The following is a 20006-nucleotide window of genomic DNA, read 5'->3' as shown; positions in this document are numbered from 1 at the left end:
GTTGCATCTTGTATTTGCGACCAAGACATTTCCTTGGCCAGCATGGCAGCGATGGCGTTGTTGCGCGCGATGTTTCCCCTGCGCCCCAGGCAGCCAACAGGCTATTGCTTGTGCAACAGCTTCTTCACGCGATGCCATCCGACTCTCCTAGCTTGTGCGCGGCTAACAAGCAAAAAATGCGCCAAAATAAGTCCTGCCTTTCCAAGGGCGGCGCGCACAACTAACATCCTCCCCTGCTCCCGACATTTTCGAAGCGCATGTCGCCGGCGACGGCACGGATCGCATCGATCAAGCGGCTTGCGGGGCGTGACAGCGGCCGGTGCCGCGGCAGGAGCAGGCGCGCGACGGCCAGAACGGCCGGCGCAAGCGGGCGGACCACGAGTCCCGCCGCCCGCGCTTCCGCGCTTGTGAAACCGTCGATGACCGCCACCCCGGCCCCGGCGCTGGCGAGCGCGCAGGCGGTAGTGGATTGCGAGACCTGCACCGCGACAACCCGGCGCAGGCCGGCGGCCTTGAACGCCTCGTCGACCAGGGCGCCCAGCGGCTGCTGGCGATCGAAAGAGATCAGCTTGTGCCGGGCCAGTTCGGCGACCGAGATGGAGCTGGACCGCGCGAGCGGATGGCCGGGCGCCATGACGCAAATGAGCTCTGCGGCACATACATCCTCACCGGAGACATGCGCATGCTCGGCCGGCGCCAGCACCAGGCCGAAATCGACACGATGGTCGGCGACCGCGGCCACCGCTTCGTGATTCAGCACCACCTGCAGGTCCACGGCCACGCCGCCGTGCTGTGACTGGAAATGCGCCACCGCCTCGGCGGCAATGCTGTTGGCGAGCACCGGCGTCGTGGCGAGGGTGACGATGCCGGCGCGCAGGCCCTGAAGATCTTCGGCAAGGCGGTTGACGGCGTCGAGCGCGCTGGTCGCGCGGATGATTTCCGGCAGCAACATGCGCGCCTCCGCGGTCGGCACCAGGCGGCCACGCTGGCGCAAAAAGAGCGGAAAGCCGAGCTGGTCCTCCATAAGCCGCACCGCCTTGGTCACGGCCGGCTGCGAGATGCCAAGGCGCGCGGCGGCGGCGGTAAGGCTGCCGGCCTCGATAACGCAGCGGAGCAGCTCAAGATGCCTGGCGTTCACACCCATAACCATTGGTTATGCGTATAGCCTGGTTTCTTATTTGACAGAATAGCCCTGGGTTCGCATCCTCGATATAAGCGGCACTCAATCCGCAATCGGAGGAAATCATGTCGACCATGAAAGTGGATGCTCCCGAGCATCTGGTGCCTGCCTGGGTCACCGCATTCAATTCGCGACAAGTACCGCAGATCGTCGCCCTTTATGCCGACGACGCAACGCTGTTCGGAACCTCGAAGGGCCCGTTGCGGACCGGCAAGCAGGACATCCACGCCTATTTCTCCGGCACCTCGACCGTTGAACTCATCGGGCAACGCGTCGACCGGCTTGGCGATACGCATGCGCTGGCGGTCGGCACCTACATGTTCCAGCGCCGGCGCAACGGCGAGACGGAGAGCGTGCAGGCGCGGTTCACCTTCGCGCTGCAACGCGCGGCAGCGGGCTGGCAAATCATCCACCACCATTCCTCGGCCTTTCCGGCGGCGTGAGGCGGCGACCGTGAAGATCATCAAAGCGGAAACAGTGCTTCTGCAAATCCCCTACGAGATCGGCGGCGGCGCACGGAAAATCGCAGGGCAGCCAGCCTCGGCGCTCAATATTCTCATGCTGCGCGTGGAGACGGAAGACGGACTGGTCGGCTGGGGCGAGGGTTTCGGCCACGCCGTCGCGCCCGCAACCAAACTGATCCTCGACGGCATGATCGTGCCGCAACTGATCGGGCACGACGCGTCGCGCATCGACGAGCTGATGAGCGACCTCACCAAAGCGCTCCATCTGTTCGGCCGCAACGGGCCCGTCATCTACGCCCTTTCCGGTCTCGACATCGCGCTCTGGGACCTTGCCGGCAAACGCGCGCAAATGCCGCTCTACAAGCTGCTCGGCGGCGGCTTCCGCGATGAGCTGACGGTCTATGCGAGCCTGCTGCGCTACGGTGAACCGGAGACGCTGGCGCGGAACGCGCGCCATGCCGTGGAGCTCGGCTACCAAGACGTGAAGCTGCATGAGATCCACCCCGAACTCGTCGGCATCGCGCGCGAGGCCATCGGCGCGGCGCCCCGGCTGATTGTCGACACCAACTGCCCCTGGACACTCAGCGAGGCGGTCGACAAGGTGCGCGCCATGCGCGGCTACGACATTGCCTGGGTCGAGGAGCCGATCTGGCGGCCGGAGGACCACAAGCTGCTCGCCGCGTTGCGCAAGGAAGGGGTTCCGATCGCCGCCGGTGAGAACGCGGCGGGATTCACGGATTTCCGCGCGATGTTCGAACATGGCGCGATCGATATCGCGCAGCCAAGCGTGACCAAGATCGGCGGCATCAGCGAAGTCAGAAAGATCATCGCACTGGCCGATGCGTTCGGCGTCCGCGTGGTGCCGCATTGCGCCTATTTCGGGCCCGGCTACCTGGCCTCGATGCATATCGCGGCCTGCCTGCCCCGGGCGGAACCGCTCGAGCGGCTGTTCATGGATCTCGAGGCGAGTCCGTTCAGCCCTTACACGGAACCTCAGGGGGGCCGCATCAAAATGCCAACAGCCTTTGGCCTCGGCTGCGATCCCGACCCGGCGGTGATCGAACGCTACCGCGTCACATAGGAGGAGATCGGCCGCCGCGCGGGCGGTCCCATCGCGACAAGAAACATAAGATTTCGGCAACAAGAATTCGAAGGGAACGTCCGAAATGCCATTCCAGGCCGGCTCTCGCTGGACGCGGGTCTTGGGCTATCTGCTCGCGCTCTACATCATCAATTTCATCGACCGGAACAATATCGGCTTCGCCGTCATCGGCGGGATGAATAAGGATCTGCATATCGGTCCGGCCGAGGCCGGACTTTCCGGCGGCATATTCTATCTCGGCTATATACTCCTGCAGATCCCAAGCGGCATCCTTGTGGAGACGTACGACGCGAAGACGCTCATCATGCTGTTCTCGGTCGCCTGGGGCGTGGTCGCCGCGGCAACCGGCTTCGCGCAGAACGGCACAGAACTCCTCATCCTCCGCTTCCTGCTGGGGCTCATCGATGGCGGCGTATGGACCATGATCCTCGTCGTGCTGGCCCGCTGGTTTCCGGGGCGGGAGCGCGCGACGGCGAACAGCATCTGGCTCACCTGCCTGCCGCTTTCCTTCATCATCATGGGCCCGATTTCCAGCCTGCTGCTTTCGACATTCGATTGGCGCGCGCTGTTCATCATCGAAGGCTTGCCCGCGATCGGCCTCGGCCTGCTCTATTTCCTGCGCTCGGCCAGCCGCCCCGAAGAGGCGCCGTGGCTCGGCGCAGGCGAGCGCGCGCATCTTCTCGCCGAGCAGACGGTACGGCGGGGCGCTGTTGCGCATGGTGGTTACCGCGCCGCCATTTTGAACCGGCGGGTGCTGCTGATGAGTGCAACCTATTGCTTCTGGCTGGTGGGCGCGGCCGGGCTCTTCATGTGGGTGCCGGCGATCATCAAGTCGCTCGCCAACCACGGCGTGGTCGCGACCGGCCTTCTCTCCACCCTGCCCTATCTTGCAGCGCTTCTGGGGCTGCTGGTAATCGGGCGCCTCTCCGACCGGACCGGCCTTCGCAAGCGCCTCGTGTCGCTTTCGCTCTTCGGGCTCGGCCTGTTCCTGCTCATCTCGGTGCTGGCGCACAATGAGATTCTCTCCCTCACCTTCCTCGTCTGTGCGGGCTTCTTTCTATTCGCGCCGCATGCCCCCTTCTGGGCGATCCCGGCCGAACTTTTCGCCCCCGAACAACGCGGCGCCGCGATGGGGATGATCTCGCTGATCGGCAACATCGGCGCGTTCATCGGCCCTTATGCAGTGGGCTATGTCCGCCAGGAGACAGGCTCCTTCACGATCGGCGCGATGATCCTGGTGGGCAGCCTATGGATCGGCGCGCTGCTCGCGACTCAGATCAAGGACCACCGCGCCACCGGGATCGGCCGCAATTCCAACCTTTCAAAGCCTCACTCAAACCAAACAACGCTGGAGGACGCGTGAAAATCGTACGAATCGACGCCTATTATGTTGGCTTCGCTCCGAAGCCGGCCCTCGGCAATGCCTCCCTCTTTATCCGCCGGCGCGACTTCATGCTTGTCGCCATCCGGGCGGCCGACGGTACCACAGGGTGGGGTGAGGTGTTCGCCTCTCCCTATGCCGCCGGCGCGTTTTTGAAGAATAACCTCGCAAGCATCATTCTCGGGCAACCGGCGCACAACATCGGCCGGATCTGGCATGATATGGTCGCCAGGCTCGGCTATGATCGCCGGGGCGCCGCCATGATGGCCGTTTCGGCCGTCGATATGGCGCTGCACGACCTCGTCGCCCGGCTTCAGGGCATCGGCGTCGCCGAACTGCTCGGCGGTGCGATGCGCCAGCGGATTCCGGCCTATGCCAGCGGGCCGTTTCTGGTCGAGGGCCCCGATCCCTACGAGGCCTATCCGACCAAGGTCGAAGCACTGCTGCGACGTGGTTTTCGCGCGATCAAGCCGCGCGCCGGGGTGACCCCACAGGCGGATGGCGTCATGGTCAGCCGCCTCCGTGACGTCATGGGCCCGGAGCCCGCTCTCATGGTCGATATCAACCAGGGCTACACGGCCGCCGCGGCCATCGACTCCGCGCGGCGTATGGAAGCCGCCGGGCTGCTCTGGATCGAGGAGCCCGTGCCGCCTGAGGATATCCCCGGCTATCAGGCCGTGGCGCGGGCCGCACCCTGCGCCATCGCGGGCGGTGAGGCGCTCGCAAGCCTGGCCGCTTTCCGCGATTTCCTGCAGGCCGGCGCATTTGCCGTCCTCCAGCCGGATCTCACCGTCTGCGGCGGTTTCACCGGCTTCCGCAAGATCACCGCACTCGCGGAAGCGTTCGGCGTCCCGATCATGCCCCACGTGTTCGGCACGATCGTCAATTTCGCCGCGGCTTTACAGGCCGCTGCCGTGCTTCCGCCGCGCAAGGGCGGAGGACCGTTCGCCTATCCATTCATCGAATATGACGTCACACCGAACCCGCTGCTCGCTCTGCTTGGCGAACCCGAGCTCGGGGCAGATGGCACGGTCGCCGTGCCTGACGCGCCCGGCATTGGCATTTCGCTGTCGCCCGAACGTCTCAGCCCGTGGCTGTCCGATCACTGGCATGTCGCGCTCGACTGAACGGCGCCAGACCACCCGGAATTGGCGAAACCGGCGCCAAGCGCCCGGCCTGACGCAGGCAGGGCGCTTGGCGCGCGGAACCGCCCAAGACATCACAAAAAATAACAGGGGGAACACAAGGTGAGTGACATCGTCGCCCCAACAACCTTATCCATCGAAGAAACCGATGCGCTGTTCCAGAAAATCGGCTGGCGCATCCTGCCGCTGCTTCTCCTCGCTTACGTCTCCGCTTTTCTTGATCGCGTGAATGTCGGCTTTGCCGCGCTGCAGATGAACAGCCATCTGGGCTTCACGTCGCTGGTCTTCGGCACAGGCGCCGGGCTGTTTTTTTTGGGTTACGTTCTGCTCGAGGTGCCGAGCAACCTCATCCTGGCCAAAGTCGGCGCGCGCGTCTGGCTCGCGCGGATCATGATCAGCTGGGGCCTGGTCTCGGCCGTAACCGGCTTCGTCTCCGGCCGCCACGGTTTCTACGCCGTGCGCATCCTGCTCGGCGCCGTCGAGGCCGGCTTCTATCCCGGCCTGATGTTCTACCTCACGCTCTGGTTCCCGCGAAAATACCGCGCGCGCATATTTTCGCTCACGACCATCGCGGTGCCGATCTCATCCGTGATCGGCTCTCCTCTATCCTCCCTGATCCTGACCGCCATGAATGGCTGGCTCGGCCTGGACGGCTGGCGGTGGGTGTTCCTGATCGAGGGCGCCCCGGCGGTGATCATTGGCCTGCTCATCGCTGTCCTTCTGCCCCGCGATCCCACACGGGCATCGTTTCTGACGCCGACGGAGCAGAGCACCGTCGCCACGCTGATCGCCGGTGAGCGCCGCGAGCGCGAACGCCGGCAACGTTTTTCCGTTGGCGATGCCATGCGCGACCGGCGGGTCCTGCTGATGTGCCTCGTATCGGTGGGCATTGTCATCGGAACCACCGGTGCCGCGATCTGGATGCCCCTGTTCGTGAAGAGCTTTGGTTTCTCGGCTCTGGAAACGGGCTTCGTGGCAGCCATTCCGTCGCTCTTCACGGTGGGCGCGGTGCTGTTTTGCGGCTGGAACGCCGACCGCACGGGGCGTCCGGTCGCGCATGTGGTGGTGCCCTTTCTCTGCTCCGCCTGCGGCTTCCTCATCACGGCATCGGTCCATTCGCCGCTGCTCGGCTTGCTCGGGCTCGCCATTGGCGTGGCGGGGATTTCCTCGGCGGTTCCATCCTTCTGGACGTTGCCGACGGAACTCTTGACCGGGACGGCCAGCGCGGCAGGAATCGCACTCATCAATTCGGTTGGCAGCATTGGCGGATTCATCGGTCCCTACGTCATCGGCTGGATCCGGACGCAGACCGGGGGATTTTCAAGCTCTCTCGTGTTTCTTGCCGCCGTCATGACCATGGCGGCCTGCATGGTGCTGGTCGTGAACATGCTCATGCAAGACGGATTGCGCCGCGACATTGAGAGATGATCTCCGGAGAACGAATGGCGGCATAACTTATCAAGCGTCGGGAGAAGGCACCGTATCAGCTACCGTTTCAGCTTGTGCGCGACACCATGTTCACGCTCCCACCGCCCTGTAAGCCCTGGCTCGATGAACGGCCCTGCCCGATCTCCATCTGCGCCGCGTCGCAAAATTCTGCGAGACCACCCGCGAGTTGCAACGCCAAAGGATTCGCCTGCGGCGCAACGACCAGTGCCATCTCCGTCTGGTCGATTGGCGCAAACCCGTCCTCCGGCGTCAGGATGCGGTGCTCAGGAAGAATGGCGATCTCCGAGAGAATGCCGAGCCCAAGCCCGGCAGCGACAGCCGCCTGAATGCCGGTCAAATTGGCGCTCGTATAAGCCATGTGCCAGGAGCGTCCCGCGGCTTCCATCGCATGGATGGCCCGATTGCGGTAAAGACACCCCTGCGGAAACCCGATCAACGGAATGGACGAGCCGGTAAGATCGATCCGATGGTCCCGGCTGGTGATCCAGTGGATGCGTTCCGGCCAGACCGCGATGCCGCCTGCCTCGCCGGCATCGCGCTTAAGCAGCGCCAGATCGAGTTCACCACGTTCCAGGTCACGACGAAGATACACGCTCTGGTCCGCCCTGACGTCGAGCCGCAAATTTGGCCGTGAGCGGGCAAAACGCGCCAGAAGCCGAGGCAGACGGTACGCCGCAAAATCTTCCGGAATGCCAAGCCGGATGACACCGCTCTGGGTGGGGCGCGTCAGAACATCACGCGCCTCCTCCGTCAGTGACAAAATTCGCCGCGCATAAGAGAGAAGGCGCTCGCCATCCTCGGTGAGGGAAACCTGCTTGCCGGTTCGGTTCAGCAGCAGTTTGCCCAGATCATCCTCCAGCCGCCGGATCTGCTGGCTGACCGTCGATTGCGTTCGGTGAACGCGCTCACCCGCGCGTGTGAATCCGCCGGCGTCCACGACCGAGACAAAGCTACGCAGGAGTTCGAGGTCAAGCATGGTTCACAACATTCATTTATCCACTAGAGACAATTATATCATTTAATTTCCAAATATGAAGCCGTGAGGCCATATCGGGCGGCAAAGGAGAACCATGATGTCCGCCTCGCCTTCCGATGCCATCGCCCGGCCCACCGCCAACCTGTTGCCACTCTCCATCGCCGCCTTCTGCCTGCTCTGGAGCACCGCCTTTGTTGCCGGGAAAATCGGCGTCACGAACTGCCCTCCCCTGGTCCTGCTCGCGGCCCGGTTTTCACTGGCCGGCATCCTGATCCTGGGCGTCTCCCTCGGGCGCCGTGGCATGTGGACATTTTCGTGGCGTGACGTCTGGGTCTTCGCGCTGCTGGGGATCGTGAACAACGCGCTCTATCTCGGCTTGGCTTATATGGGTCTGCGGACGATCTCGGCCGGCCTCGGCGGCCTGATTGTCAGCGCCAATCCGATTTTCACGGCGATCTTCGCGGCACTTCTCCTTGGTGAACGACTCACGGGGCGGAAGCTGCTGGGATTGGCGCTTGGCATTGCGGGCGTCACCATCATCGTCGCCCACCGGCTTTCGGCGGGGACCGACAACGCCACCGGCGTTCTGCTGACAGTGGCCGCGCTTGCCTCCATCGTCGCCGGAACCATCCTGTTCAAGCGGCTCGCCCCGCAAGGCAATCTCTGGATCGGGAACGGCATTCAAAATCTTGCGGCCGGCCTCCTGCTCACGCCATTCGCGCTGTCCGTCTCCGCCTGGGGTGGCATCGAGCTCAGTGCCCGTTTCCTGGCTGCGTTCGCGTTCCTGGTCCTGGGCGGTTCAATTCTCGCCTACGCGCTCTGGTTTCACCTGCTGACGGTCTGCGGCGCCACAAAGGCAAGCTCGTTCCATTTCGTGATGCCACCGCTCAGCATGCTGTTGGCGTGGGTCGTATTGGGCGAACCCTTGTTCCCCTATGATCTGCTGGGGATCATTCCCGTGGCCGCTGGCATCTATCTGGTCAGCTCCCCGATGAGAAAGCCCACAACAATTCACGCCAAATGTTAGCGAGCCGTCAAATATCCCGAAATGACTCCGCTGCGGTCCGTCTCGGCGGCGAACTCTCCCTTGCCGGCGTGGCCGCCAGGTTCCCCTGCATACAGGTCTTCGTGTCGTTCAGCCCCAGACAGCATTTTCGAAGGCGTCGAGGGGGATTTTGAGATACCGGCGCCCATTGCTCTCGGCTTCCGGAAGCCGCCCTCCGGCGATGTTGACCTGCAATGCGGCGAGCATCAATTTCGGGATCGGCAAGGTCCTGTCGCGCTGCGTCCGCAATTTTGTAAAACTCGTTTCGTCCTGTCCGCAGATATGAGCGTTCTGCGCTTTTTGCTGGGCGACCGTGCTCTCCCAAGCCGGCGCGCGGCCACCGGGTTGATAGTCATGTCCGGTGTAGAGCCGCGTCTGATCCGGCAAAGCGAGAATGCTCTGGAGGCTGCGCCAAAGTGCGTGCGCATCGCCGCCTGGAAAATCAGCGCGCGCGGTTCCGCTATCGGGCATGAACAGTGTATCGTGAATAAAGGCTGCATCACCGAAGACATAGGTGATCGAAGCCAGGGTGTGACCGGGCGAGAACATCACGTGTCCCTCGATCTCGCCCAATCGGAAGCGCTCTCCATCCGCGAAGAGATGATCCCATTGAGAGCCGTCCGTCGGGAAATCATCAGGGAAATTATAGAGATTTTTCCAGATTCGTTGAACGCCAACGACATGCTCGCCGATCCCGGTCGGCGCGCCCGTAAGCTCCTTGAGATAGGAGGCGGCCGAAAAATGATCGGCATGGGGGTGCGTGTCCAGAATCCACGCGACGGTCAGCCCGTTTGTCCGGACATAGTGAAGGATGGCGTCCGCCGATGTCGTTGCGGTGGAACCCGATTTCTCGTCGTAATCCAAGACCGGGTCGATGATCGCGCAGAGATGGGTGGCCGGGTCGCTCACGACATATTGCACGCTGTAGGTCCGTGGGTCGAAGAATGCCTGGACCCGTGGCCGCGTGGCGACGTTGTGGTCCGCGTGAAGTGGCGTATCGGCGATGTCTTGGTTCATGCCCGTCATCCTGTCGCTAGGTTTGAAACAGCGTCGATAGACTGCGGAAAATCATATAAAAGGCGACGACGAAAATCAGCGCCGCGAAAACCGTGGTCAACCGGCCAGTGCTGCCGGCGAGGCGCCTGGCGATCCGGGAGCCGAAAAAGCTGCCGACGATCCCCCCGATGATAAACACCAGGGCCAGATTCCAATCGACCAGACCGGATCGCCCGTAATTCAAAGCGGTTGTCAGCCCGAACGCGGTGACGGCGACCAGCGAGGTGCCGACGGCGTTCAGAATAGGCATGCCCGTGGCACCGACCAGACCGGGCACGATCAAAAATCCGCCACCAATGCCGAAGAAGCCGGAGAACAGCCCGGTGCCAACGCCGAAGCCCAGCACTTTCGGGGCATTGTGCCGATTGCATGTCGCACCTGGGATGCCGGCATTCTTGCGGCCGCGCAACATGAGAACACCGACCAGCACCATGATCAACGCAAAGAGAAACAATAATTTCTGGCCGTTGAACGCCTTGCCGGCACTCGACCCGAGGATGGCGCCGGCGATGCCCGCCGCGGCATAGAGGCCACCGCAACGCCATTTCACATTGCCGGCTTTGCCGTGGTTCAACAGCCCGATGGCGGCGTTGGCGGCAACCGCGAAGGCGCTGGTGCCAATGGCGATATGCGGATTTTTGACGCCGACCAGATAAACCATCAGCGGCACAGCCAGGATGGAGCCGCCGCCGCCGACCAGACCGAGCGTAAAGCCCACCAGCACACCCGATATGGCGCCAAGGCCAATGTGCAGCATGTCCATGCTCAACCGGCCCGATCATCGTGCGTGGCGTGCAAGCGGTCGGGTCTTTCTACGACGACGTCAGATCCCGTGATCGGCGTGGCAACCGCAACATCGTCAATCAGCGTTTTGAAAGCCATTCTATCCGTAATGCTCCAGGAAAAAATGCGGTTCACCGTCGTTTGCGCGGGAACACGGCCCACGGGGAAGCGACGGCGCTCATACCATTTTCGGGAAGCGAGAGGTTGTTGATTTCTCAGTTGACACACCGAAACGTGTCAACTGAGAAGGATCACATTCTAGTAGGTTTTATAGGGCAGGAATTTCCCTGACATCGTGACGCTGACGCGATCCCCCTTGGGATCCGCTTCCCGCTGGATATCCATGGAGAAATCGATCGCGCTCATGATGCCGTCACCGAATTCTTCGTGAATGAGCTCCTTGACCGTGCTGCCATACACGGAGACAATTTCGTACCAGCGGTAGATCAGAGGATCGGTCGGCACGGCGCTCGGCAGCGAGCCTTTATACGGCGTCACCTGAAGCCAGGCGACCGCTTCGTCGGAGAGTTCGAACAGCTTGCCGACGATCTCGGCCTGCGCCTTGGTGAAGGTCATCTGGCCGAGGCAGGCGGCGGTCGTCCATTCCTTGCTCTGGCCGACCGCCTTGGCGATGTCGGCCCATTTGAGATTCTTGCGTACTTTGGCGGCACGAATCAGGGTGGTTACGTCAGAACGATCGGTAATCATGAAGTACTCCATTGTGTCGTGATAAAAATAACGGGTTGTGAATCCGCTATACGGAAAGCCTGGAAGTGAGTTGGTCGCCGCGCCATTGTTCCATGACGAGTGCGGTCGCGTCGTCGCGGATGGTGCGCCAGGATGCCTCGGGATGCGGGACGCCTTGCAGCATGACGGGCGCCGATTTCGTCTTCAGGCGGATGACCGGCTGCGCATGGCTGTAGCCGTCATGCCCCAGCTCCAGGATATCCCGGGCGATGGTCTCTGCCTGCTTGGCGATCGGCTCGATAAAGCGGCAGGGCCTACCGCCCAGGCTGATGCAGTCGCCCAGCGCATAGATATGCGACGCGCTGGTCCGCAAGGTCACGGGATCGACGGCAACACCTTGATTGAACGCGAGACCGGCATTGCGCGCGAGCCGGCTTTCGGTGACCAGCCCGGTCGCGGCGACGACGATGTCGACATCGAAAGCCTGACCGCAGGCCGTGGTGATGTGCTTTCCGCCATCGGCGCCCGCAACCACCCCAGCCACCATGACCTGGCCGACGAACCGGACGCCGAGCGCTCCAAGCCCGCGTTCAACCCGCGCTGAAGCGGGCTCCGGCAGCAGCCCGGCCAGCGGCGCGACTTCGCGGTCGAGCAGCGTGACGCGATGTCCCGCGCGGGCGAAATCCTCGGCCAGTTCACAGCCCACCATGCCCGCGCCGACGATGGCGATGCGCTTCGTGCCGTCAGCCAATTGTTTGTACAGTCCGGACCACGCGGCCAAATGGTTGATGCTCCAGCACAGGGACGCCGGCAGCGATGGCAGCGATGCCGGACGCGCGCCATGGGCCAGCACGAGATGGGAATAGGCGATCGTGCCGCGGGTCGTGCGCAGTTCGCGGCGTGCTTTAGAAATGCCGACCGCAATCGTGTCGGTCAACAGCCGGACACCGAGACGCCCGGCGATGGCGGCCCCCGCTTCGCGACAAAGCGAGGCCGGTGTCCGCCCGCGGGCGAGTGCAACCGAGAGTTCGGGTTTGTTGTAGACCTCTCCGGTGCAGCCCGTGACGAGCATGATCGGCGTCGATGGGCTCAGGGCGCGCACCGCCTCGGCGACCGCCCAGCCGGCGACACCGGCGCCGACGACGACGACGCCGGGTTTGGCGTGCCGCAGAACGGGCAGGCTCAGCACAGGCGGCGCTTCACGGGCGTTATATGGTTCAAAATCGGTTTTTTTCACGCCGCAGATCGGGCATTCCCAGTCATCCGGAATGTCCTCGAAGCGCGTGCCGGGAGCGAGCCCGCTATCCGGATCGCCCAACTCCTCGTCATAGATCAGGCCACAGGCGCGGCAGAGGAATTTGCGCCATATTTCGGCCGCAGCCGCTTCTGCCAGGGCCGCGCTCATGCGGGCAGCTCCTCACGGGAGAGCCGCGCCATTTCCCAACGCAGATGCTTGATCGCCGGCGTGACGATGGCGACGAAATGCGATTCGCGAATGCGCCGTTGCGGTGCTGACGTCATCAGATAACCACGCGCGCCTTGGTGCAGCAAAGCTGATTGCGCCGCCCGGAGGGCGAACTCGGCCCCTTGCACGCGGGCGTCGAGCACATCAAGCAGGTAATCGCGGCTGCCATCATAAGGGGTTTGGGCGAGCGCCATGATGCGGCCCGAAAGTTCGTCCAATTCGCCGCGCAATTCGTCCGGCCGTTCGCTGAGGAATTGGTTGACGTGACCCAGCATTGGTTCGACCTCAAGGATCGAGTCGATGCTGCCCTGCGCGACGCCAAGCGCCATGCCCGTCTGCAACAGGATAAACGCGCCGCGGATCCGCGCGATCAGCGGCCGGGCCGGGTCGGCGACCAGATCGGCCTCCGAGACAAAGTAATCGACGAGCCGCACGCCCCAGGTGGCCGTTCCCTCCATGCCGGAGAATTGCGGGCAGGCGCGCAATTCGACCCGCTCGTCGCAATGCAGGATGAACAGGATTTCGTGGGACACGGTGCCGTCGTCGCGCTCGACGGCGGCTACGGCGCCGCAATATTGACCCGGGCCGATATGGCTAACCCAGGGGAGCGAGCCATTGACGCGATAGCCACCCGGCACCTTGCGGGCGCGGAAGAGCATCGGCTCGATGCCGGACAGCGCCTTCATCGGGTTGGACAAGGCGGTGCCGCCCAGGGTTTTGGCGCGGGCGTGGTTATCGAGGACGGCACCGGTGAGCGCGGGGTTGGCCGATTGTTCCAGATAAATGCCGCACACGTCATGCGACCACATCAGAAAGCCGGTCGACCCGCATACGCGGCTCGCCGCCTGCATCGCGGCGATGGAAAGACCGAGCTTGCCGCCGTACCGGTTGAGGTGAACGCCCAAAGCCCCCGCCTCGCCCAGTGCCGCCATGATCTCCCGCGGATAATGACCATCATGATCGATTTGCGTGACGGCCGCACGCAGGGGGCCCTGCGCAATCGCGGTGACCTGTTCAATCACCGAGGCGTCGTCCCACTGGTGTTCGGGGGGCGCCTGGAGGGCACTTGCGACTGTCATGGTTGGGATACCTCGTATTCTGGAGACACGGATTTAGACGAAGCGGGAGGCAAAAAGTCAGTCGGCCAGGCCGATCTCGAAGGCGATCGGATTGCGCATCGTGTTCGCGACCGGCGAATAGAAATTCGCGATCCGCACGATTTCATCCAAGGCCTCGCGGCTCGCATCGCCCTCGACCGCAACCTTCACGCGGATGGCCTGAAAGCCCATTTCGGGCGGCAGCTTGGCCGCGCCGCCGGCGCCCCAAGCGGCGGAATTGCCGATGTCACCTTCGAGGAACAGCTCGAGGCTCGTCAGCTTCACATTCTTCCAGGTTGCCACGGCGGTGATGCCGACGGCCAGGCAGCCGCCCAGCGCGGAGAGCACGATTTCGCCCGGCGCCGGCGCCGTGTCCTGCCCAAACAGGTGCAGCGGCTCGTCGACCACGACCGGGGCATGTTTGCCGACATAGCTGAGGGTGCGATACTGCCCTTCGACGACGGTACGGACATGGTTGGTCCCACGACGGTCCGGATTGTTGCGGCCCATCTCGGCAAATCCCATCAACCCGTCCCGGTCGATCGGCCGGAGATAGGTCTTCACGGTTTTCGGCTCGGCGGTATTCGTCACGGTTGTATTCCCTTTCAAATTCCAGGCGCCTTGAGCGCATCAAGGCTATCCTGGTTCACTGAACAGCAACGACCATGCCAAAACAAAAACTTTAGAATTTTCACCGGATTTTGCTGGTTCAGCGGACTTTCTTATGCCGCCTTACTGCCTCACCCGCGTTTCGAGACAGTCGACAATGTCAACATTGTCGACATTGTCGACCATACCCCGGAGACGTCTCACAGACCGCTTTTTTTCCAGCGATAGGTCAATTGGCGGGCGGTCAGGCCGAGCAATTGCGCGGCGCGCGACTTATTCCCGCCGCATCGCCTGACAGCATCCTGCAAATCCGCGGCCGAATGGGAATCCGCACCGGCATAAGGGCGAGATGACCAAACTGGCAGCGGGCCTGTTCCCCGCTCGTCCTGCGCGATGCGCGCGCGCCCTGAATCTGGCGCGTCAGCTGACAGGATGGCCTCGATATCGTAGCCGTTCAGGACCGTTTTGTCGGCGAGCAGAACGATGCGTTCTATGACATTTGATAGCTGCCGGATGTTACCCGGCCAAGGATGATCCTTCAGCCGCTCGAGTGCGTCCGGCGTCAGATTCACGTTCCGCCGGTTCGCCTGATTCACGCGGTTCACGAAATGTGTCGCCAGCAAGGGAATGTCGCTAAGGCGATCGGCAAGCGAAGGCAGCTTGATCGGGATCACGTTCAACCGATAAAAGAGATCCTCACGAAACCGCCCCTGCGCAACTTCGTTCTGCAGATCGCGATTTGTTGCCGCCACGAGGCGGACATCCACCTTCGTCTCTCGTTTGGCGCCAAGCCGAGCAATCGTACCTTCCTGCAACGTGCGCAGAAGTTTTGTCTGCATCATCAGCGGCATTTCGCCGATTTCATCGAGAAAGATGGTGCCGGTATTCGCCTGTTCGAACCAGCCCGCCCGCGCGTCGCTGGCCCCCGTGAAGGCGCCACGTTCATGACCGAACAATTCAGACTCAAACAGCGTGTCAGGAATCGCAGCGCAGTTCACATTGATGAAGGGGCGATCGCAGCGGGGGCTGGCAAGATGCAGCGCGCGGGCGAACAGCTCCTTACCCGTGCCGGATTCGCCAAGCAACAGGACGCTCGCATTCGCCGTTGAGATCTGCTCCAACTCGGCGATGGCGCGCAACAGCGGCGGCGAGGTTCCAATAATGCCATACCGGACCGTAGCGTTTGCCAGCGCCCGGGCAAGCAGATCGTTATGCTGTTCAAGCCCGCGCGTCTTTTCCTGCAATGCCTCATTCAGCTGCAACAATTGGCCGATCAGCGCTGAAAGGGTGCGCAGGATCATGGCATCGTCTGCAAGCGGCCGATTGCGATGACGAATCCGATGGCATGCCAGAACCCCGATGGTCTTGTGCCCAAGCGTAATCGGCACGGCGATGAAGGAGACGGGCTCGGCAGGCAGCCGGTGACGCTCTACCGCACGCGCCAGGAATATCGGCTCAGTGTGGATGTTCTGGACGATGATCAATTGGCCATTCGCCAGCACACGCCCCGTAATTCCTTCACCGAGTGCGTATTTTCCGCGCTCGACTTCCTCGTTTGTCAGGCCATATGAATGACGAACTCGATAGGTTTTTGTTATTGAATCGTAAAGAACGATCCGGCCACGATTCAGGCCGAGCATTTCGGACAATAGATGCAGCACTTCCCGCAGAAGGAGATCAAGGACCAGCCCCTTGCTGAGTTGTGCCATCACATTCTGGATCAGCAGCATCTCCTGGCTTCGCCAAAAGGCAGATGATTGCTCCGGTTCATCAGACAACCGCATGTTGGCGTCTTCAACCACAGCTTGAGATAATTCGCCTGAAGAGTGCCGCATGACGGATCAACGCTCATCGTCCGGTTTTGAAATGTGATGTATCTATTATCTTATCCCTGGGGATCAAGGCACGGCACGTCTGCATCACCATTTTGCCGGTTCGTCCCCGACAGGCGTTCGCCGGAGCGTCGCCACTCCGACTCTCTGGCAGGCCCACCCCCTCACTCGGCGGCGGCAGCCATGCGGGCTGAAACCTCGGCTTTGGACGTATCCGGCTTGTAGGTCACATACAGCGCCAGCCCGGTGCAGATCATGCCGCCGATGATGTTGCCGATCGTGACCGGGATCTGGTTCCAGACCAACCATTGGCTCACGGTGATGGGCGCGCCCAGCATGATCGCGGTCGGGATGGCGAACATGCTGACCACACAGTGCTCGAAGCCCATCACCACGAAAGCCATGATCGGCAGCCAGGCGGCGACGACCTTGCCGATCACGCTACGGGAGACCAGCGCCAGAACGGCGCCGAGGGAAACCATCCAGGTGGCGAAAATGCCCTTGACCAGGGCGGTCCACCACCCCGCAGCGCCGGCATGCACATAGGGGATCACCTTGGCCAGGCCGATGGCCATCACCTTGGCGCCGACCGCGTCCGGGGCCTCAGTGAAAAATTTCGTGCTGACGGCGGCATAGAGGAAGCCATAGGTCAGCGCGCCAATCAAATGGCCGATATATACGAACACCCAGTTGCGCAGCACCTGGCCGAGACTGACGCGCCCGGCGAAGGCGGCAAACGGCAGCAGCGCGCAGTTGCCCGTAAAAAACTCCAGGCTCAAAAGCGTGATCAGGATGAAGCAGAAAGGGAACAGCAACGCCCCGACGAGCCCGTTGCCACTCAGCCCTCCGGCGGCGGCATCCACGCTGATGCCCAACCCCACGAAGGCACCGGCCAACGCGCCTCGGACCAGCATGTCGAAGACACCAAGCTTTGCTTTCTTTATGCCACTATCGAGCATAGCGCCCGTCAATTCGAGGGGGGGAACGTAATCCACAGTTATTTCCAATACGAGTTTGTCAGTGATGAACGAGACGAATGCGCGTTGGCGCAGCATGAAGTCTGCGATCGTGAGGTGCAGGCAAGCGTGGCGCTCCGCGCATGACGTATCTTTCGAATCCGATGGCCGCCGGATAGACAGACCGGTCTGTCTATCCGGCGGCCCTCCCCCCGAGCAACTGCGTCCGGCGGCCGCCAAAAAACCGCCAAAATAACGACCAAAACTATGAAATTGCCCGCGAATTCTGCTAGAAGCCCTTCGCGCCATGGCTAAAATTACCTCCAAATTCTCTGAAATCGACAAAAAAGACTATAATTTAATCTGAATTATGCAAAAAAGGACTACAGAATGGGCAAAACGCTGTCCGCGTCGGCACTGAACGGGACGAAGTGTGCGTTGGCTTCCCCGCAGGCGCGCATCCTGGAGGTCGCGCGCGAGCTATTCTGTCGCGACGGCATCCACGCCACGGGCATCGATCGGATCCTGAGCGACGCCGGCGCCTCCAAAATGACGCTCTATGCGCGCTTTGGCTCCAAAACAGGGCTATTGCGCGCCGTGCTTCTGGAAGAGGGGGAGGAATGGCGCAATCGCTTCTTTGCGCAGATCGGCACCGTCGGCACCGATCCGGCGACGCAATTGCGCGCCATCATCCCCGCCCTAAAAGCATGGTTTTCCGGAGAGCGTTTCTATGGCTGCGCCTTCATGAATGCAGTCGCGGAGCATCAGAAGGGGGAACCCTGGCTACGCGAACTCGCCGCCGCGCATCACCGCAAGATCCTCGCAGAGTTGGACAATTTGGCCGAAAGGGCCGGCTATGCCGAACCGCCACTGTTGGCGCGCCAATTGCTGCTGTTGATCGACGGGACGATCGCGGCGCTGATGGTGAGTGGCGATCCCCTGGTGCTGGACATCGCCTCGCGAAATCTTGACGCCATCCTCTCCACTGCGCAGCGTGCCGGGCCCGGCAACGACGTGCGAGGCGATACTTCGGAGCGGATCGGCCCCACCAACAAGTGAGCGGAGGCGCCGCACAGGAGCGTGACGGTTAGGGCGAGGGTTTGAGCAATGTCCTGATCTTGTCGGCATCCTCGGGCGTTGCCGGATTGTAGATCACCATCGTGAGATCGGGCCGACCATCGACGGCGAAGGCCGAGAATTCCATCGAAAGCGGCCCGACGGTGCGATGATGCAGGACTTTCATGCCGTCGCCATGCGCCCGCACATCGTTGTCGCGCCACATCGCCGCGAACTCCGGACTGGTCGTGCAGAGTTCGTCGACAAGCGATTGCACGTTCCGCGCCGCGCCGGCGCGCGCCACGTCAGCGCGGAACGACGCCACGACGTACCGCGCAACGCTTTGCCAGTTAGACTGCGCCGCGCGGATGTGCGAATCGTGGAATATCATGCGCAACACATTGCGCTGGCCCTCCGGCAGCGTGCTGTAGTCGGTCAAAACCGCGGCGGCGGCTTTATTCCATGCGATCACATCCCACGTGGCCGTTCGAATAAAAGCGGGACTATATTCCAACGTGTCGAGCACGCGTTGCAAACGCGGCGTGATGCCTTCGGGCGCGCGATAGCGAACTTCGGGCGGGCGGCCCAAACCGAGTAGAAACAGGTGCTCGCGCTCGGCGTCCGTCAGCATCATCGCCTGCGAGATGCGCTCGAGCACATCAGCGGATGGTGCACCGCCTCGTCCCTGCTCCAGCCATGTGTACCACGTGGCGCTGACATTGGCGCGTTGCGCCACCTCCTCGCGGCGGAGGCCCGGCGTACGGCGCCGCGCTACGGGAAAGCCGAACGCGGTCGGATCGAGTTTCGCGCGGCGATCCTTCAGATAGATCCCCAGCAGGTTTTCATTCGCGTACGGCATCATCATCCTGTTAGCGATTATACCGGTATATGGTCACTACTTTACCATCATATTAGATCGGCCGAAATTACAAGTCGAGTTTAGCAAGGAGTTCTGCGGTGACACTGAAGGACAAACGCGTGCTGGTGATCGGCGGCGGTTCCGGCATCGGATTTGGCATAGCCCAGGGCGCCGCGAAAGAAGGCGCGCAAGTCGTGATCGCCTCGCGCGATGCGAAGAAGATCGCCGAAGCCGCGCAAACCATCCGCGCGTCATCGGCGGCCATCGACGTGCGCGATGAAAGCAACGTCGCGCAGTTCTTCAAGGATCATGGCACGTTCGATCACATCGCCTTCACGGCGGGCGATTGGGATGGTGTCGTGCCCGGCGCGCTTGCCGATCTCGATCTGGCGAAGGCGGCGGGAGGGCTGACGACGCGGTTCTGGGGCGCCGTGGCCGTGGCCAAGCATGGCGCGACCAAGCTGCCACCCGACGGCTCCTACACCATCACCAACGGCATGCTCGCGTACAAACCCAGGAAGGGCCTCCCCATGGTGACGGCTGGCGCCTGCGCCGTGGAAGGGTTGGCGCTCGGCCTTGCCGTCGACCTGGCGCCGGTGCGCGTGAACTGCGTGTGCCCCGGCCTAATCGACACCGAGATCTGGGACGCGTTCCCCGAGGGCTATCGCGAGAGGCTGACGGCCATGGCGCAGAAACAACTCGTGCCACGTCCCGGGCAGCCCGCCGAAGCCGCGGAAGCCTATCTAACCTGCATGCGCAACAGCTTCCTGACCGGACAGACCATCAAGATCGAAGGCGGAATAGCGCTCGCCGGCTGATCGCTTCGCTCGACAATAGCCTCGACAATAGCCTCGACAATAGCAA

The 20006-nt window shown here is 62.4% G+C and carries 19 protein-coding genes; 8 read left to right on the top strand and 11 right to left on the bottom strand.

The window, feature by feature from the left end; genetic code table 11:
- Positions 1 to 220 precede the first annotated feature (220 nt).
- Positions 221 to 1138 carry a LysR family transcriptional regulator gene (locus tag VNC39_RS10115; protein WP_325398759.1) on the bottom strand — a complete coding sequence of 306 codons (918 nt, stop codon included), beginning with the start codon at positions 1136 to 1138 and terminating at the stop codon, positions 221 to 223.
- 107 nt (positions 1139 to 1245) lie between these two features.
- On the opposite strand from VNC39_RS10115, the gene VNC39_RS10110 reads away from it, so the two are divergent.
- The 5 genes from VNC39_RS10110 to VNC39_RS10090 all read left to right on the top strand — a co-directional run bounded on the left by VNC39_RS10110 (position 1246) and on the right by VNC39_RS10090 (position 6700).
- Positions 1246 to 1623 (top strand): DUF4440 domain-containing protein, encoded by a 378-nt coding sequence (locus VNC39_RS10110; RefSeq protein WP_325398757.1) that lies wholly within the window; start codon positions 1246 to 1248, stop codon positions 1621 to 1623.
- 10 nt (positions 1624 to 1633) lie between these two features.
- Positions 1634 to 2725 (top strand): mandelate racemase/muconate lactonizing enzyme family protein, encoded by a 1092-nt coding sequence (locus tag VNC39_RS10105; protein ID WP_325398755.1) that lies wholly within the window; start codon positions 1634 to 1636, stop codon positions 2723 to 2725.
- 85 nt (positions 2726 to 2810) lie between these two features.
- Complete coding sequence (locus VNC39_RS10100; protein WP_325398753.1) at positions 2811 to 4109, top strand: MFS transporter; 1299 nt, start codon at positions 2811 to 2813, stop codon at positions 4107 to 4109.
- On the top strand, positions 4106 to 5254 hold the full coding sequence (locus tag VNC39_RS10095; protein WP_325398751.1) for a mandelate racemase/muconate lactonizing enzyme family protein: 1149 nt from the start codon (positions 4106 to 4108) through the stop codon (positions 5252 to 5254). The genes VNC39_RS10100 and VNC39_RS10095 overlap by 4 nt, the downstream gene beginning before the upstream one ends.
- Before the next feature lie 120 nt (positions 5255 to 5374).
- Positions 5375 to 6700: an MFS transporter gene (locus tag VNC39_RS10090; RefSeq protein ID WP_325398749.1), complete on the top strand. Its 1326-nt coding sequence runs from the start codon at positions 5375 to 5377 to the stop codon at positions 6698 to 6700.
- Between the two features lie 67 nt (positions 6701 to 6767).
- On the opposite strand, the gene VNC39_RS10085 is transcribed toward VNC39_RS10090, so the two are convergent.
- Positions 6768 to 7697 (bottom strand): LysR substrate-binding domain-containing protein, encoded by a 930-nt coding sequence (locus tag VNC39_RS10085; RefSeq protein ID WP_325398747.1) that lies wholly within the window; start codon positions 7695 to 7697, stop codon positions 6768 to 6770.
- Positions 7698 to 7791: 94 nt separating this feature from the next.
- Between VNC39_RS10085 and VNC39_RS10080 the strand changes: the two genes are divergently transcribed.
- The gene (locus VNC39_RS10080; protein ID WP_325398745.1) at positions 7792 to 8724 is read left to right on the top strand and encodes a DMT family transporter; all 933 of its coding nucleotides are present in this window, start codon (positions 7792 to 7794) and stop codon (positions 8722 to 8724) included.
- 108 nt (positions 8725 to 8832) lie between these two features.
- Here the strand turns inward: VNC39_RS10080 and VNC39_RS10075 are convergent, their stop codons facing one another.
- The 8 genes from VNC39_RS10075 to VNC39_RS10035 form a co-directional block, all read right to left on the bottom strand.
- On the bottom strand, positions 8833 to 9759 hold the full coding sequence (locus tag VNC39_RS10075) for an MBL fold metallo-hydrolase (protein WP_325398743.1): 927 nt from the start codon (positions 9757 to 9759) through the stop codon (positions 8833 to 8835).
- Positions 9760 to 9775: 16 nt separating this feature from the next.
- Positions 9776 to 10555, bottom strand: a complete 780-nt coding sequence (locus VNC39_RS10070) for a sulfite exporter TauE/SafE family protein (RefSeq protein WP_325398741.1) — start codon at positions 10553 to 10555, stop codon at positions 9776 to 9778.
- A 284-nt stretch (positions 10556 to 10839) separates the two neighbouring features.
- Complete coding sequence (cynS, locus tag VNC39_RS10065; RefSeq protein ID WP_325398739.1) at positions 10840 to 11289, bottom strand: cyanase; 450 nt, start codon at positions 11287 to 11289, stop codon at positions 10840 to 10842.
- A 46-nt stretch (positions 11290 to 11335) separates the two neighbouring features.
- Positions 11336 to 12673 (bottom strand): FAD-dependent oxidoreductase, encoded by a 1338-nt coding sequence (locus tag VNC39_RS10060; protein WP_408840520.1) that lies wholly within the window; start codon positions 12671 to 12673, stop codon positions 11336 to 11338.
- Positions 12670 to 13812: an acyl-CoA dehydrogenase family protein gene (locus VNC39_RS10050; RefSeq protein ID WP_325398737.1), complete on the bottom strand. Its 1143-nt coding sequence runs from the start codon at positions 13810 to 13812 to the stop codon at positions 12670 to 12672. Before VNC39_RS10050 ends, VNC39_RS10060 begins: the two co-directional genes overlap by 4 nt.
- Positions 13813 to 13869: 57 nt before the next feature.
- Positions 13870 to 14421: an OsmC family protein gene (locus VNC39_RS10045; RefSeq protein ID WP_325398735.1), complete on the bottom strand. Its 552-nt coding sequence runs from the start codon at positions 14419 to 14421 to the stop codon at positions 13870 to 13872.
- 218 nt (positions 14422 to 14639) lie between these two features.
- On the bottom strand, positions 14640 to 16274 hold the full coding sequence (locus tag VNC39_RS10040) for a sigma-54 interaction domain-containing protein (RefSeq protein ID WP_325398733.1): 1635 nt from the start codon (positions 16272 to 16274) through the stop codon (positions 14640 to 14642).
- Between the two features lie 161 nt (positions 16275 to 16435).
- Positions 16436 to 17230: a formate/nitrite transporter family protein gene (locus VNC39_RS10035; RefSeq protein ID WP_325398924.1), complete on the bottom strand. Its 795-nt coding sequence runs from the start codon at positions 17228 to 17230 to the stop codon at positions 16436 to 16438.
- 387 nt (positions 17231 to 17617) lie between these two features.
- On the opposite strand from VNC39_RS10035, the gene VNC39_RS10030 reads away from it, so the two are divergent.
- Entirely contained in the window at positions 17618 to 18286 is a 669-nt protein-coding gene (locus tag VNC39_RS10030; RefSeq protein WP_325398731.1) for a TetR/AcrR family transcriptional regulator, read from the top strand.
- A 28-nt stretch (positions 18287 to 18314) separates the two neighbouring features.
- Here the strand turns inward: VNC39_RS10030 and VNC39_RS10025 are convergent, their stop codons facing one another.
- A complete protein-coding gene (locus VNC39_RS10025; RefSeq protein ID WP_325398729.1) occupies positions 18315 to 19148 on the bottom strand; it encodes a helix-turn-helix transcriptional regulator in 834 nt (277 codons plus the stop codon).
- Between the two features lie 92 nt (positions 19149 to 19240).
- Here VNC39_RS10025 and VNC39_RS10020 point away from each other — a divergent pair, with 92 nt between their 5' ends.
- Positions 19241 to 19960, top strand: coding sequence for an SDR family oxidoreductase (locus VNC39_RS10020; protein ID WP_325398727.1), 720 nt, complete (start codon positions 19241 to 19243; stop codon positions 19958 to 19960).
- Positions 19961 to 20006: the final 46 nt, after the last annotated feature.

It is taken from the genome of Acidocella sp., assembly GCF_035535915.1.
In the GTDB taxonomy this organism is placed as follows: Bacteria; Pseudomonadota; Alphaproteobacteria; order Acetobacterales; family Acetobacteraceae; genus Acidocella.
This window is presented reverse-complemented; position numbering and strand designations above follow the sequence as displayed.